Origin of the sequence: Delftia lacustris (genome assembly GCF_040267515.1) — a bacterium.
GTDB classification, from domain to species: domain Bacteria; phylum Pseudomonadota; class Gammaproteobacteria; order Burkholderiales; family Burkholderiaceae_C; genus Comamonas; species Comamonas tsuruhatensis.
Window position 1 is genome coordinate 2175230 of the sequence record NZ_CP141274.1, and the last position, 15040, is coordinate 2190269.

At 69.4% G+C, this 15040-nt stretch carries 8 protein-coding genes; 6 read left to right on the top strand and 2 right to left on the bottom strand.

Annotated elements, in window-relative coordinates; genetic code table 11:
• Positions 1-45 precede the first annotated feature (45 nt).
• A complete protein-coding gene (gene purL, locus U6958_RS11245) occupies positions 46-4080 on the top strand; it encodes a phosphoribosylformylglycinamidine synthase (RefSeq protein ID WP_074921402.1) in 4035 nt (1344 codons plus the stop codon).
• Positions 4081-4144: 64 nt separating this feature from the next.
• Here purL and U6958_RS11250 read toward each other — a convergent pair whose 3' ends face one another.
• Both U6958_RS11250 and U6958_RS11255 read right to left on the bottom strand, forming a co-directional pair.
• Positions 4145-4984, bottom strand: a complete 840-nt coding sequence (locus U6958_RS11250; RefSeq protein WP_046986777.1) for a TIGR03915 family putative DNA repair protein — start codon at positions 4982-4984, stop codon at positions 4145-4147.
• Positions 4985-4999: 15 nt separating this feature from the next.
• A complete protein-coding gene (locus U6958_RS11255; protein WP_074921403.1) occupies positions 5000-6319 on the bottom strand; it encodes a putative DNA modification/repair radical SAM protein in 1320 nt (439 codons plus the stop codon).
• Between the two features lie 481 nt (positions 6320-6800).
• On the opposite strand from U6958_RS11255, the gene U6958_RS11260 reads away from it, so the two are divergent.
• The 5 genes from U6958_RS11260 to U6958_RS11280 all read left to right on the top strand — a co-directional run bounded on the left by U6958_RS11260 (position 6801) and on the right by U6958_RS11280 (position 15020).
• Positions 6801-8261, top strand: coding sequence for an SWIM zinc finger family protein (locus U6958_RS11260; RefSeq protein WP_016450773.1), 1461 nt, complete (start codon positions 6801-6803; stop codon positions 8259-8261).
• Positions 8258-10012, top strand: a complete 1755-nt coding sequence (locus tag U6958_RS11265; RefSeq protein WP_016451377.1) for a DUF5691 domain-containing protein — start codon at positions 8258-8260, stop codon at positions 10010-10012. The genes U6958_RS11260 and U6958_RS11265 overlap by 4 nt, the downstream gene beginning before the upstream one ends.
• Positions 10013-10078: 66 nt before the next feature.
• Positions 10079-11161 carry an AAA family ATPase gene (locus U6958_RS11270; RefSeq protein ID WP_016449186.1) on the top strand — a complete coding sequence of 361 codons (1083 nt, stop codon included), beginning with the start codon at positions 10079-10081 and terminating at the stop codon, positions 11159-11161.
• 62 nt (positions 11162-11223) lie between these two features.
• Positions 11224-13791: a DUF5682 family protein gene (locus U6958_RS11275; RefSeq protein WP_074921404.1), complete on the top strand. Its 2568-nt coding sequence runs from the start codon at positions 11224-11226 to the stop codon at positions 13789-13791.
• On the top strand, positions 13788-15020 hold the full coding sequence (locus U6958_RS11280) for a VWA domain-containing protein (RefSeq protein ID WP_016449188.1): 1233 nt from the start codon (positions 13788-13790) through the stop codon (positions 15018-15020). Before U6958_RS11275 ends, U6958_RS11280 begins: the two co-directional genes overlap by 4 nt.
• Positions 15021-15040: the final 20 nt, after the last annotated feature.

The following is a 15040-nucleotide window of genomic DNA, read 5'->3' on the forward strand; positions in this document are numbered from 1 at the left end:
CCGCAGGGCGCTTTTCACAAGCCTCCTCACCCAACAGGCCGCCACGTGACCTTGCATCTGACACAGTTCGAGGGTGGAAACGCTCTCAGCTCGTTCCGCGCCCAGCAGCTTCTGACCGACCTGGTCGCCATCCATCCCAAAATCACCGGCATTGCCGCGCGCTTCGTGCACCTGGTGGCCACGGACGCCGCACCCACGCCCGCATTGCAAGAGCGCCTCCAGGCGCTCTTGACCTATGGAGATCCCTACGAAGGCCCGGCCGACGGTGCCGCCCTGGTGGTCACGCCGCGCCTGGGAACGATCTCCCCGTGGGCCTCCAAGGCCACGGACATTGCCCGCAACTGCGGCCTGGGCGTGTTCCGCGTGGAGCGCATCACCGAATACCGCATCGCCTTCAAGACGGGCCTGCTGAGCAATGTGCTGGGCAGCGCGCCTGAACTTTCGGCCGAGCAGACTGCACGGATCGCCGCCTTGCTGCACGACCGCATGACCGAATCGGTCTTCGCCACGCGCGCCGAGGCCGAGCAGCTGTTCTCCGCCCTGGAAGCCGCTCCCATGGAGTTCGTCGATGTGCTGGGCGGCGGCCGCGCGGCGCTGGAGACTGCCAACCGCCAATGGGGCCTGGCCCTGGCCGACGACGAGATCGACTACCTGGTCGACGCCTTCAAGGGCCTCAAGCGCAATCCCACGGACGTGGAACTGATGATGTTCGCGCAGGCCAACAGCGAGCACTGCCGCCACAAGATCTTCAACGCCCAGTTCACCATCGACGGCGTGGCCCAGGACAAGAGCCTGTTCGGCATGATCCGCCACACGCACCAGGTCTCGCCCCAGCACACGGTGGTGGCTTATTCGGACAACGCCTCCATCATGGAAGGCCATGAGGTCGAGCGCTTCGTCGCCACCTTCGAGGCAGCCCTGGACAAGATCAAGGCGCCCAGCTACCAGAAGAAGAAGGCCGTCAACCACGTCCTCATGAAGGTGGAGACGCACAACCACCCCACGGCCATCTCTCCCTTCCCCGGCGCATCGACCGGCGCGGGCGGCGAGATCCGCGACGAGGGCGCCACGGGCCGCGGCTCCAAGCCCAAGGCCGGCCTGTCGGGCTTCACGGTCTCCAAGCTGTGGGGCAGCGAAGTGGGCAAGCCCGAGCACATCGCCAGCCCGCTGCAGATCATGATCGAGGGCCCGCTCGGTGGCGCGGCCTTCAACAACGAGTTCGGCCGTCCCAACCTGACCGGCTATTTCCGCGAGTACGAGCAGCAGGTCGGCGTGGGTGCCGATGCCGTGATGCGTGGCTACCACAAGCCCATCATGATCGCGGGCGGCCTGGGCGTGATCGACTCCGAGCTGACGCGCAAGATCGAGTTCCCCGCCGGCACCCTGCTGATCCAGCTGGGCGGCCCCGGCATGCGCATCGGCATGGGCGGCGGCGCTGCCAGCTCCATGGCCAGCGGCACGAACGCGGCCGAGCTGGACTTCGACTCCGTGCAGCGCGGCAACCCCGAGATCGAGCGCCGCGCCCAGGAAGTCATCAACCACTGCTGGGCCCAGGGTGACAAGAACCCCATCCTGGCCATCCACGACGTGGGTGCCGGCGGCCTGTCCAATGCCTTCCCCGAGCTGACCAACGATGCGGGCCGTGGCGCGCGCTTCGATCTGCGCGCCGTCAACCTGGAGGAATCCGGCCTGGCGCCCAAGGAAATCTGGTCCAACGAAAGCCAGGAGCGCTATGTACTGGCCATCGCGCCCGAATCGCTGGCCGAATTCACGGCCTTCTGCGAGCGCGAGCGCTGCCCGTTTGCCGTGATCGGCACGGCCACCGAGGAGCGCCAGCTGGTGCTGGAGGACACGGCCGTGGCCTCGGGCGACCAGAAGTTCCCCGTGGACATGCCCATGAACGTGCTGCTGGGCAAGCCGCCCAAGATGCACCGCGACGTGGCCACCGTGCAGCGGGAGCTGCCCCCCATGGACCTGACCGGCGTGCCCCTGGAAAAGGCCGTGATCGACGTGCTGGCCCACCCCACCGTGGCCTCCAAGCGCTTCCTGATCACCATCGGCGACCGCGCCGTGGGCGGCCTGACCCACCGCGACCAGATGGTCGGCCCCTGGCAGGTGCCCGTGGCCGACGTGGCCGTCACGCTGGCCGATTTCCAGGGCTTCAAGGGCGAGGCCATGGCCATGGGCGAGCGCACGCCGCTGGCGGCCATCAACGCGCCGGCGTCGGGCCGTATGGCCGTGGCCGAGGCCATCACCAACATGCTGGCCGCGCCCATCGAACTGTCCAGGGTCAAGATGTCGGCCAACTGGATGGCGGCCTGCGGCGAGCCCGGCGAAGACGCGGCGCTCTACGCCACCGTCAAGGCCGTGGGCATGGAGCTGTGCCCGCAGCTGGACATCTCGATCCCCGTGGGCAAGGACAGCCTGTCCATGCGCACCCAGTGGAACGAGGGCGGCCAGGTCAAGAAGGTGACCTCGCCGGTCAGCCTGATCATCACGGGCTTTGCCTCCATCGACGATGTGCGCGGCACGCTCACGCCCCAGCTGGACGCCTCGGAAGACGACAGCACCCTGGTGCTGGTGGACCTGGGCCGCGGCAAGATGCGCATGGGCGGCTCCATCCTGGGCCAGGTGCTGGGCCAGACCGGCAACGAGACGCCCGACCTCGATGACGCCAAGGACCTGATTGCCCTGGTCGATGCCGTCAACGACCTGCGCGCCAAGGGCCAGATCCTGGCCTACCACGACAAGGGCGACGGCGGCCTGCTGGCCACCGTGGCCGAGATGGCCTTTGCCGGCCATGTGGGCGTGGCTATCAACGTGGACATGCTGGTCACCGAAGGCGACGGCATCAGCGACAGCCGCATGGACTCGGGCGAAGGCAAGAACTGGGCCTCCCAGATCAGCGGCCGCCGCGACGACATGACGCTGCGCGCGCTGTTCAACGAAGAACTGGGCGCCGTGCTGCAGATCCGCACGGCCGACCGCGCCGCCGTGCTGCAGACCCTGCGCGAGCATGGCCTGTCCACCTGCAGCCACATCATCGGCAAGACGCGTCCTGCCTCCTCCAAGGTCGATGCGGGCAAGGGCGAGCTGCAGGTCTGGCGCGATGCCAAGTCCGTCTTCGGCGCCTCGCTCAGCGACCTGCACCAGGTCTGGGATGCCGTCAGCTGGAAGATTGCCCAGCAGCGCGACAACCCGGCCTGCGCCGACAGCGAGCACGCCGCAGCCGGCGAGCCTGCCGACCCGGGCATGCACCTGCACCTGACGTTCGACCCGGCCGAGAACCCGGCCGCACCCTTCCTGAACCTGGGCGCGCGGCCCCGCGTGGCCGTGCTGCGCGAGCAGGGCGTGAACTCCCATGTGGAAATGGCCTACGCCTTCACCGAGGCCGGCTTCGACGCCGTGGACGTGCACATGACCGACCTGCAAAGCGGCCGCGCGCAGCTGCAGGACTTCGCCGGCGTGGTGGCCTGCGGCGGCTTCAGCTACGGCGACACGCTGGGCGCCGGCATCGGCTGGGCGCGCTCCATCACCTTCAACGACAGCCTGTCCGCGCAGTTCCAGCAGTTCTTCGGCCGCAGCGACACCTTCGGCCTGGGCGTGTGCAACGGCTGCCAGATGTTTGCCGAGCTGGCCGACATCATTCCCGGTGCCCAGGACTGGCCGCGTTTCACGCAGAACCAGAGCAACCGCTTCGAGGCGCGCCTGTCCATGGTGGAAGTGCTGGAGTCGCCCAGCCTGTTCCTGCAGGGCATGGCCGGCAGCCGCCTGCCCATCGCCGTGGCCCACGGCGAAGGCTTTGCCAACTTCCGCTTCCGGGGCAATGCGGACAAGGCCATCGCCTCCATGCGCTATGTGGACAACCACGGCAAGGCCACCGAGCAGTACCCGTTCAATCCCAACGGATCGGCCGGCGGCCTGACGGCAGTGACCACGGCCGATGGCCGCTTCACGGCCATGATGCCCCACCCCGAGCGCGTGTTCCGCAACGTGCAGATGAGCTGGACCAACGGCGACAAGTCGGAATTCAGCCCCTGGATGCGCGTGTGGCGCAACGCCCGCAAGTGGCTGGGCTGATGCACTGAGCGACGCTGCAAAGCAGACAAAGGCCCTTCGGGGCCTTTGTTTTTTGCGCCTGTCCTTACTGCTCCAGCATCTGTCCCGTGCGCGCGCGGGCCTGCTGGACCAGGGTGGAGATCAGCACCGTCTCGGGCAGGTTGTGCCAGTAGCGGCGCGGCATCTCGCGCAGCATGGCCTGCTCCTTCAGGCGCGCGGGGTTGAAGGTGCTGGCGTAGTAGGTCAGCCACAGGGCCTCGCCCGCGTCGGCTGGCGGGGCATCGCTGCGGCGTGCGCCGGGCGCCAGGCGCAGCGCATGGCCGTCCCAGTGCACGCTGCATTGCGGCGTGAGGATGGCCCAGTGCATGTTGGCAAAGCGCTTGCAGAAAAAGGGCGCCGCCGCGCGCACGATGTGGTGCTCGGGCTCGAACCAGGCGATGTGCAGCTCGGGCAGGTCCGGTCGCTGTGTCGTCCGAAAGCGCACGAAGGCGTGCATCTTGTGGATCTCGCGCGAGACGGGGCGGGCCAGGGCCTCGATGGCGCGCCAGTCCGCATCCAGCGCATCCAGCCGCAGTTCGGGCCGGGCCTGCATGCGCGCCAGCCAGCGGTGGCACAGCTCGAAGCGGCCTGCCGCGCGGTGCATGCAGGCATGGCGCAGGGCGGACATCTGGGTGTCCGACAGGGACAGCCCTGCCTCGCCGGGGCCGGCCAGCCCGGCAAGCGCCGAGGCGGGCATGGCCTGCTGCGGCGCGCTGGAAAACAGGTCCACCCCCGCGCCGAGTGGCTGCGCACTCGGCGTGTCGGGCCACCGCCAGCGCACCAGGGCGGGGTCGGCGCCATGGGCCAGCAGCGCCCTGCAGGCTGCGCGAAAGCCGGGCCAGTCGTCGGGGCTGTCGAGTTCGATGGTGAGGGCCTGTCCGTGCATGGCGTGCTCCAGGCGCTAGAACAGGCTGGCCTGCAGTGCGCTTTGCACGCGCATGCCGCTGTGCCGCGCCTGGGCTTGGCTGGCCTGCGACTGCGCGATCAGCCGCGTGCGCAGCGCGGCCGAGTCGGTCTCGCCCAGCAGGGGGCGGTGGCCGTCGATCAGCACGAAGGGCAGGGCCTTTTGCACGGGGGCGCGCAGCCGCAGCAGGTCGTCCAGCCGCAGCCGGCGCACGCGGCGCGCCGCCAGGAGGCGCTCCACCGTCTGCGTGCCCAGGCCCGGCACGCGCAGCAGCAGGCTGCGAGGCGCACGGTTGAGGTCCACGGGGAACTGCTGGCGGTTGGCCAGTGCCCAGGCCAGCTTGGGGTCGATCTCCAGGTCCAGCATGCCGTGGCGGCTGGCCGCCGCGATCTCGCCCGCCCCGTAGCCGTAAAAGCGCATGAGCCAGTCGGCCTGGTAGAGCCGGTGCTCGCGCATGAGGGGCGGTGCCTGCGGCGGCAGGTCGCGCGAGGCATCGGGAATGGGGCTGAAGGCCGAGTAGTACACGCGGCGCAGGCCGTAGCCCGCATACAGCGTATGGCTGGATTCGAGGATGTCGGCATCGGTTGCGCGGTCAACGCCCACGATCATCTGCGTGCTCTGCCCGCCCGGCGCAAAGCGCGGCACGGCGGCGCGCTGCGCGGGCGCACCGGGCAGGGACTGTGCCTGGCGCTGCTCGCGCGTGGCCGCGCGCCAGGCCTGCACATGCCGGTCCACGCCCTGCATGGCCTGGCGTATGCGCCGGCCGTCCTTTTCGGGCGCGAACTGCGCCAGGCCGCTGGCCGTGGGCAGTTCCACATTGATGCTCAGGCGGTCGGCATGGCGGCCTGCCTGGGCCAGCAATTCAGGGGCGGCATCCGGGATGGTCTTGAGGTGTATGTAGCCGCGAAAGTCATGCTCCTCGCGCAGGCGGCGGGCCACTTCCACCAGCTGCTCCATGGTGTAGTCGCTGGAGCGGATGATGCCGCTGGACAGGAACAGCCCCTCGATGCAGTTGCGCCGGTAGAAGTCCAGCGTCAGCTGCACCACCTCGGCCACCGTGAAGCGGGCGCGCTGCACGTTGGAGCTCTTGCGGTTGATGCAGTAGCGGCAGTCGAAGATGCAGACATTGGTCAGCAGGATCTTGAGCAGCGAGATGCAGCGCCCGTCGGGCGCATAGCTGTGGCAGATGCCCATGCCGGTGACCGAGCCCATGCCCTTGCCGTCCAGCGAGTCGCGCCCCTGCGATCCGCTGGAGGCGCAGCTGGCGTCGTACTTGGCGGCGTCGGCGAGGATGAAAAGTTTGCGTTGCAGCTCCATGGCTGTATGAATATACAGTATATTTGCCTGGCACATCCGGTTTTTGGAGAGCCCATCCCCCAGCCAGGGTCTGGTCCGGCCTTGCCTGGCTCCGGTTTGAACGCACTGTCGGGCTATCGCAATGGCCAGCGGATTGCAATGGTTGCCAGTGCAATGGAATGAAACCGTTTTCAGTGCGGAATGAGTGCTTGCTTTCAATGGGTGGCGATGTGCATCGCAGGAAATGGTGAATGCGTGTTTCCTGCGTCTTTTTGCAATGCCTGAAGGCTGGTACGGCTTGGTGCCATCAATGCATGCGCTGATATAGCGCAGCTGGCTGCGCGCCATGGGGTTCCCGGTTCATGGGAGAGAGGTTTGACGTTGTTGTGATTTGTTTCAAATTGCCGATAACTATTGCTGATAGGCTTTCGGGCTTGCCGGGCGCGGTCGTTTCTTCATTCAATGCGCCTGGCGATGACAAACACTTGGAGAGGGAGCTTCGGTGTCGCGTGTATTAGGAACAGAGAGCGAAGTGCTGGCGCTATCGCCGGACGCTTCCTCCAGCAAGGCCGCCAAGGGGCTGCAATCGCCCGCCAAATGGCCCACCATGGGTGCCAACGATGTGGCGGTGTGGGGCGAGTGCCAGGGCAGCGGCAGCAAGCCCTACCAGACCCAGGTGGACCTGTCGGGACCCTCCTTCAAATGCTCTTGCCCCAGCCGCAAGTTCCCCTGCAAGCATGGGCTGGCGCTGATGCTGATGCGTGCGGGCGGCCAGGTCACCGAGGGCGGCGATCCACCGGCCTGGGTGCAGACCTGGCTGGACAGCCGCCAGGAAAAGGCCGAGAAGAAGGAGGCCAAGGCAGCCGCCGCGGCGGCCGAGCCGCCACCCGATCCCGAGGTCGCGGCCAGGCAGCAGGCCAGGCGCGAAGACAAGCGCTGGGACAAGGTCGAGGCGGGCCTGCAGGAACTGTCGCTGTGGATGCAGGACATGGTGCGCGCGGGCCTGGCCAACCAGGCCGGCGACTCCCAGATGCGCCAGCGCTGGAACACCATGGCCGCGCGCATGGTCGATGCGCAGGCCACGGGCATGGCGGCACGCATCAAGGACTGCCGGGATCTGGTGGACAGCCACCGCGACTGGCCGCGCGACATGCTGGTGCAGCTGGGCCACTGGCAGCTGATCATCGACGCCGTGCGCCGCCGCGAATCGCTGAGCCCCGAGGTCAAGGCCGACGTGATGGCCGCGCTGGGCTGGCCCATGGACAAGGCCGAGGTGCAGGCCCGCGGCCAGCTGGTCGAGGACGAATGGCTGGTGGCCGGCCTGCGCATGATCGAGCGCGAAGGCCGGCTCATGGAGCGCCGCGTCTGGCTGCACGGGCAGCGCACGGGCCGCATGGCCCTGGTGCTGGACTATGCGCAGGGCGGGCGCGGCTTCGAATCGGCCTGGGTGCCTGGCCATCGCTACGGATGCGCGCTGAATTTCTACCCGGGCCATGCGCCGCTGCGCGCCATTGCCGCCAACGGCAACGGGCCTGCGCTGCCTGCCGAGGGCGCCAGCCCGCTGGACACCTCGGCCGTGGGCGACGTCCTGCAGCAGATGGGCCGGCGCATTGCCGCCAACCCGCTGCAGGCCACGCAGCCGTTGTGCCAGGACGGGTTGCGCCTGGTGCCTGCCCAGGGCCAATGGTTTGCGGCCTGGCCCGATGCGCCGGGCGCATCGGCGGCTGCGCCCGGCGTGTCTGCTGACGGCACTGCCGCGCCTGTGCAACCCGTTCCCGTGGCCATTGACGATGCCGAAGCCTGGCGCCTGCTGGCGCTCAGCGGCGGCGCGCCCATGCAGCTGTTTGGCGAATGGGAGCCCGGCCCGGCCGTGGGCCGCTGGCGCCTGCTGAGCGCCTGGCAGGCCCGCGAGGGCGAAAGCGCCCGGCAATGTATCTGGCAGAACCAGGGTGAACCGGTATGAGCAACACACAACTTTGGACTGCGCTGCAGCAATCGGCCATGGTCGGCTCGGACCGGCTGGCCGTGCCGCCTGCGCTGGCTTCGGGCGTTGATCCGTCTGCCCCGTGGTCGCAGCAGGCCGTGCAGGCCGCGCTGCTGCCCCGGGCGGACCTGCCCGGCGACTCGCCCGCCCAGCAACTGCTGCGCGCCAGCGCCGTGGCGGCCGTGTTCGAGCGCGCAGGCTGGCAGCCCGGCGCGCAGGTGCGCCTGCCGGCGCCGCTGGCCGTGCCGGCCGCGGCGCCTGCAGAATCGCGCCCCGCGCCTGCCGATGCTCGCTTGCAGACCTTGATGGGCGACGTGCTCAAGGACGGGCCGTTCGAGCTGCAGGCCTCGATGCTGCGCACCCTGGACCAGGCGGGCCAGCGCCTGCCCCATGACCTGCTGGTGCCTGCGCTGGAGCAGGGCCGCCAGTCCGTGGAGCTGCGCCAGTGGCTGGCCCCGGTGCTGGGCGAGCGCGGGCGCTGGCTGGGCGCGCTCAATCCGCAATGGAGCTATGCCAGCGGCGTGGAGGAAACCGCCGACCCCGAACTGGTCTGGCAGGAGGGCTCGGTCGAGCAGCGCGTGGCCCTGCTGCGCAGCGAACGCGCGGCCGATGCCGCCCAGGCCCGTGCGCGGCTGGAAGGCAGCCTGAAGGAACTGGGCGCCAAGGAGCGCCTGCCCATGGTCCAGGCACTGACCGTGGGGCTGGGCATGGACGACGAGCCGCTGCTCGAAAAACTGCTGTCCGACCGCAGCAAGGAAATCCGCGAGAACGCCGCACAAATGCTCTCGTGCCTGCCGGACAGCGCGCACAGCCAGCGCGTCATGGGCTGGATGCAGTCCATGCTTCAGCAGGACGACAAGGGCCAGTGGATCGTGGAGCCTCCCGAGGAAGGCCTCAAGGAATGGGAGCGCGACGGCATCACGCTCAAGCCCGATGCCTACTTCCGTGGCGGCAAGAAGGCCTGGCTGCTGGAGCAGATGGTGCAGCTCACCCCGGTGTCCTTCTGGACCCGGGCCCTGGGCCTGACGCCCCTGGAAGTGATGGAGTGGAGCCGGCGCAGCGACTGGAAATCCTCGCTGCGCCAGGGCTGGGTGCGGGCCCTGCAGTACCAGCTGGACGTGGAATGGATCGATGCCGCCCAGGCCCTGGGCCGCGACATGCGCCACGATGCGCTGCTGCCCGCCCTCATGGCCCGGCTGTCCCCCGAAGAACGCGAGTCCCGCTGGATTGCCCAGTTCGAGCGCGACAGGCACAAGCTCATCGACGCCATCGAGGGCATGTCCCAGTCGCTGGGCGGTGCCGAACTGCTCTCGCCGGCGCTGTCGGCGCGGCTGACCGAGGCACTGCATGTGGCCGTGGGCGGCAAGCAGATCACGGGCAACTGGCACAGCTACCGCGCCGACCAGGCCCTGCTGTCCTGCGCGCGCATGCTGGACGTGACTGCGCTGGAGCGCTTTGCCGAGCTGTGGCGCAAGCCCTCGGTGCTGGATGCACAGGTCGAGCCCGCGCCGGAGCCCCCGGCCGAGCCTGTTGCAGAGACCGCAGCCGCTTCGGCATCTGCAGCAACAGCCGCCCCGGCCATTCCCCTCACGCCCCAGCAGCAGGCGCGCCTCGAACGCAGCCGCGCGCGGCCCTGGGACGAGGAGCGCATGCGCGGCCACCTGGAGCGCATCGTCGAGCTGCGCCTGGGCCTGCACCAGGCCTTCATCGCACTGCGCGGCCAGGCCTGAGGCCGGGCCCGCTTTGCCACCCACCCCCTACCGAATCCCATTCCCATCCCTTTCCGGAAGCACACCATGAGCCAAGTCCTGCGCCAGCATGCCGAACAGCAATTCGCCGAAGAACTCGAAGCCCTGCGCAAGGTGGACGACCGTCCGCGTCCGCCCAACTGGAAGCTGTCGCCCTGGGCCGTGCTCCAGTACCTGATGGGCGGCAAGCTCGGCAACGGCTTCGAGGTCAGCCCCAAGTACATCGGCAATCCGCGCCTGATGGAAATCGCCGTCTCCACCCTGGCCACCGACCGCGCCCTGCTGCTGTACGGCGTGCCGGGCACGGCCAAGTCCTGGGTGTCCGAGCACCTGTCGGCCGCCGTCAGCGGCGACTCCACCATGCTGGTGCAGGGCACGGCCGGCACCAGCGAGGAGCAACTGCGCTACGGCTGGAACTACGCGCAGCTGCTGGCCCATGGCCCGTCCGAGAAGGCGCTGATTCCCAGCCCCCTGGTCAACGCCATGAAGCTGGGCAAGATCGCCCGCATCGAAGAGCTGACCCGCATCCCGGCCGACGTGCAGGACACGCTGATCACCGTGCTGTCCGAAAAGACACTGCCCGTGCCCGAGCTGGGCACCGAGGTGCAGGCCGTGCAGGGCTTCTCGGTCATCGCCACGGCCAACAACCGCGACAAGGGCGTGAACGAGCTGTCCAGCGCGCTCAAGCGCCGCTTCAACACCGTGGTCCTGCCCGTGCCGGCATCGCAGGACGAGGAAGTGCAGATCGTCACCAAGCGCGTGGCCGAGCAGGGCCGCGCCCTGGCACTGCCCGCCGAGCCGCCGGCCCTGCAGGAAGTGCGCCGCGTGGTGCAGATCTTCCGCGAGCTGCGCAACGGCCAGACCGAGGACGGCAAGACCGTGCGCGTGAAGTCGCCCAGCAGCACGCTGTCCACGGCCGAGGCCATCTCGGTCATCAACAGCGGCATGGCGCTGGCCGGGCATTTCGGCGACGGCGTGCTGCGCGCGGGCGATGTGGCCTCGGGCCTGCTGGGCGCCGTGATCAAGGACCCGGTGCAGGACAGCGTGGTCTGGAAGGAATACCTGGAGACCGTGGTCAAGGAGCGCAGCGACTGGAAGGACCTGTACCGCGCCTGCCGCGAACAGCTCTGAAGCCCGCACTCCCGCTCCGCTGACCGACCGCATCTTCTGCGCATCTCCTGCGCACTTCCCGTATGGCCACCTCTGCCAATCCGCTTCATTTCTTCGGCATCCGCCACCATGGCCCGGGCTGCGCGCGCAGCCTGCTGCAGGCCCTGGAGCAGCTGCAGCCCGACTGCCTGCTGGTCGAAGGCCCGCCCGAGGGCGAGTCCCTGCTGCCCATGCTCCAGCATGCCGACCTGCAGCCGCCCGTGGCCATGCTGGTCTATGTGCAGGACAGCCCGGCCCATGCCGCCTTCTATCCCTACGCCGAGTTCTCGCCCGAATGGCAGGCCCTGCAATGGGCGGCGCGCCAGGGCGTGGCCACGCGCTTCATCGACCTGCCCCAGACCCACCGCATGGCGCTGGACATGGCCGAGCAGGAGCGGCGCCGGGCCGAGGCGGCGGCAGCAGATGCAGGTGATGCGGGCGAGGATGCGGGCGATGAAGGCCAGGATGCCGACACCGGCTCCGATTCCGGCGTCGCTGCGGCAGACGGCGGCCAGCTCCAGAGCAATGCCGCCGAGGCCCTGGACCGCGACGACACCACGCAGTCCGTGCCGGCTGCCGACCTCGCCGTCGATCCCTCGGACCCCGGCAGGCGGGACTGGCGCGATCCGCTGGACCTGCTGGCCGAGGCCGCAGGCTACCCCGACGGCGAAAGCTGGTGGAACCGCATGGTCGAGGAGCGCGGCGACGGCGCCACCCTGTTCGAGGGCATTGCCGAAGCCATGGCCGTGGTGCGCGCCGAGCTGCCCAACGAAGTGCGCGGAGAACGCCACGCCCGGCGCGAGGCGCTGCGCGAAGCCTGGATGCGCCAGTGCATGCGCGAGGCCGTCAAGGCCGGCCACCAGCGCATTGCCGTGGTCTGCGGCGCATGGCATGTGCCGGCCCTGCAGGCCCAGGTCACCGCCAAGGCCGATGCCGCCACGCTCAAGGGCCTGCCCAAGGCCAAGGTCCAGGCCACCTGGGCGCCCTGGACCTACCGCAACCTGTGCTCGTCCAGCGGCTATGGCGCGGGCGTGGATTCGCCGGGCTGGTATGAACACCTGTGGCGCTGCTCCGAGCCTGCGCCCGAGTCCTTGCTCCAGTCCGCACCTGCTGCCGACCCGGCACGCGCCAGCACCCGGCGCACCGTCGGCTGGCTGGCGCGCGTGGCCCATCTGCTGCGTTCCAAGGACCTGGACTGCTCCAGCGCCCACATCATCGAGGCCACGCGCCTGGCCGAAAGCCTGGCCGCCCTGCGCGGCCACGCCAGCCCGGGCCTGCCCGAGCTGGACGAGGCCATCGTCACCGTCATCAGCATGGGCGAGCGCGCTCCGCTGCGCCTGATCGAGCGCGAACTCAGCGTGGGCGACCGCATCGGCGGCGTGCCCGCCGACGTGCCCCAGGTGCCGCTGCAGCGCGACATCGAGCAGCAGCAAAAAAGCCTGCGCCTCAAGCCCGAGGCGGCCGCCAAGGTCCTGGCCCTGGACCTGCGCAAGGACACGGACCGCGACCGCAGCCACTTCCTGCACCGGCTGCGCCTGCTGGGCATAGAGTGGGGCAGCGTCACCACCGACCAGCAGCGCAACCGAGGCACCTTCCGCGAAAGCTGGCAGCTGCAGTGGGAGCCCGAGCTGGCCGTGCGCGTCATCGAGGCCAGCCGCTACGGCGGCACCCTGGTGCAGGCCGCAGCCGCCAAGGTGCGCCAGGCGCTGACGCCCGAGACACCGCTGCCCGAGCTGGCCAAGACCATCGACGACGCCCTGCTGGCCGACCTGCCGCACCTGGTCGATGCCCTCATGCACGACCTGGCCGACCGCTCTGCCAGCACCGGCGACGTTTCCCAGCTCATGCAGGCGCTGCCGCCGCTGGCCAATGTGCTGCGCTACGGCAGCGTGCGCCAGACCGACACCCAGGCGCTGGCCACGGTGATCGACAGCATGGCGCTGCGTGCCGCCATCGGCCTGCCCCTGGCCTGCATGGCGCTGGATGAAGACGCCGCAAGGCACATGCAGGCCACGGTGCTGCAGGCCCATGAAGCCCTGCGCCTGCGCGATGCCGAGGAGCCGCGCGAGGTCTGGTTCGGCGCCCTGCGCAGCATTGCCCTGGGCGATGCCGGCGCGGCCCTGCTGCGCGGCACGTCCTGCCGCCTGCTGCTGGATGCCCACCGCCTGGACAGCGAGGCCGTGGCCACGCAACTGGGCCGCAATCTCTCGCTGGGCGTGCCGCCGCTGGACGCTGCCGCCTGGCTGGACGGCTTTCTCAACCGCCAGGCCCTGGTGCTGCTGCACGACGACGCCATCTGGGGCGCCGTCGATGCCTGGCTGGCCCAGCTGGGCGAGACCCAGTTCACCCAGATCCTGCCGCTGGTGCGCCGCAGCTTCTCGGCCTTCTCCAACCATGACCGCCAGAGCCTGGGCGAAAAGGCCCGGCGAGGGCAGGGCAGTGCGGCCGTCGTGGCGGCTGCATCCGCAGGTGCCGCAGGCGCGGCAGGCGGCGGTGACGACGGCGCCTGGAACGAGGCGCGCGCCGTGCTTGCCCTTCCCGTACTCGATCAACTGCTGGGCCTGAACCTGCCCGCGCAACTGCTGTCCAGCCCGCAGGAGGCCCAGCCATGAACACCGCTGCCACCGTGAACGATGCATCCCTTGCCGACGCCGATCCGCAGGACCCCGCCGTCCAGCCCACCAACCGGCTGCAGCGCTGGCGCCTGGTGCTGGGCCAGCCGGCCGAGGGCAGCTGCGGCGGGCTGGGCGCCAAGGGCGGCTCCCTCGAAGAGATGGACAAGGCCCTGGCCGCGCTCTATGAAGAAGACAACAAGGACGGCAGCCTCTCGCGCCGGGGCGGCCGGGGCAATTCCTCGCCCAGCGTGGCCCGCTGGCTGGGCGACATCCGCAAGTACTTTCCCAGCCAGGTCGTGCAGGTCATGCAGCGAGACGCCATGGAGCGCCTGAACCTGCGCGAACTCATGCTCCAGCCCGAAATGCTGGAGCATGTGCAGCCCGACGTGCACATGGTGGCCGACCTCATCTCCCTGGGCTCCGTCATCCCGCAGAACACCAAGGAGACCGCGCGCATCGTCGTGCGCAAGGTGGTGGACGACCTCATGCGCCGCCTGGAAGAGCCCATGCGCAGCGCCGTCTCGGGCGCGCTGGACCGCAGCCAGCGCAACCGCCGCCCGCGCCATTCCGAGATCGACTGGAACCGCACCATCCGCGCCAACCTGCGCCACTGGCAGCCCGACTACCGCACCATCGTGCCCGAGACCCTGGTCGGCTACGGCCGCAAGGTCCGCCGCCCGCAGCGCGAAGTCATCCTGTGCATAGACCAGAGCGGCTCCATGGCCAACTCCGTCGTCTACTCCAGCATCTTCGGTGCCGTCATGGCCAGCCTGCCGGCCGTCGCTACCCGTCTGGTGGTCTTCGACACGGCGGTGGTGGACCTGACCGACAAGCTCTCCGACCCCGTGGACGTGCTGTTCGGCGTGCAACTGGGCGGCGGCACCGACATCAACCGCGCCGTGGGCTACTGCCAGGGCCTGATCAGCGAGCCGCGCAATGCCATCGTCGTGCTCATCTCCGACCTCTACGAAGGCGGCGTGGAAAGCGGCCTGCTCCGACGTGCCTCCGAGCTGGTGGAGTCGGGCGTGCAGTTCATCACGCTGCTGGCGCTCAGCGACGAAGGCGCGCCTGCCTACGATGCACAATTGGCCGCCAAGCTGGCCGCGCTGGGCGTGCCCTCGTTTGCCTGCACGCCGGACGCCTTCCCGCAGCTCATGGCCGCCGCCATCCGCCGCGACGACGTGGCGGCCTGGGCGGCAGGGCAGGGCTTCAAGACAAGCAAGTAGCGGATGGCCGCTCAGGCCGG

Bases quoted from the DNA above. Each gene is read 5' to 3' on its own strand.
- U6958_RS11270 (WP_016449186.1), top strand. From the start codon at position 10,079: ATGAGCCAAGTCCTGCGCCAGCATGCCGAACAGCAATTCGCCGAAGAA.
- U6958_RS11250 (WP_046986777.1), bottom strand. From the start codon at position 4,984: ATGCACGGACAGGCCCTCACCATCGAACTCGACAGCCCCGACGACTGG.
- U6958_RS11280 (WP_016449188.1), top strand. From the start codon at position 13,788: ATGAACACCGCTGCCACCGTGAACGATGCATCCCTTGCCGACGCCGAT.
- U6958_RS11255 (WP_074921403.1), bottom strand. From the start codon at position 6,319: ATGGAGCTGCAACGCAAACTTTTCATCCTCGCCGACGCCGCCAAGTAC.
- U6958_RS11265 (WP_016451377.1), top strand. From the start codon at position 8,258: ATGAGCAACACACAACTTTGGACTGCGCTGCAGCAATCGGCCATGGTC.
- U6958_RS11275 (WP_074921404.1), top strand. From the start codon at position 11,224: ATGGCCACCTCTGCCAATCCGCTTCATTTCTTCGGCATCCGCCACCAT.